This window comes from Escherichia sp. AM3 (assembly GCF_032029835.1).
GTDB lineage: Bacteria > Pseudomonadota > Gammaproteobacteria > Enterobacterales > Enterobacteriaceae > Escherichia > Escherichia coli.
The window spans coordinates 1-236 of the sequence record NZ_JAVUPQ010001306.1; the positions used below are offsets into that span (position 1 = coordinate 1).

The following is a 236-nucleotide window of genomic DNA, read 5'->3' on the forward strand; positions in this document are numbered from 1 at the left end:
CTTGCTATGCAATGTGCGGCCAGCATTCATCCAGATACAGCGCAAGAAGTAGCAAGGGTTGAATCTGGTTTTAATCCATATGCTATTGCTGAAATTATTCCTAAGAATGAACGAAAGGAGGGCGATAGTGGTGTGATTTCACATTTCCCTAAAACAAAGGAGGATGCATTAAAAATTGTTCAAAATATTGAATCACGCAATCGCCGCTACTCAGTAGGTTTAATGCAGATTACCAG

General features: G+C 40.3%; 1 protein-coding gene. It reads left to right on the forward strand.

The genetic code is table 11. From position 1 onward, the window contains the following. The coding region (locus RTW80_RS30810; protein WP_312722060.1) for a transglycosylase SLT domain-containing protein at positions 1–236 on the forward strand (236 nt) is incomplete at both ends.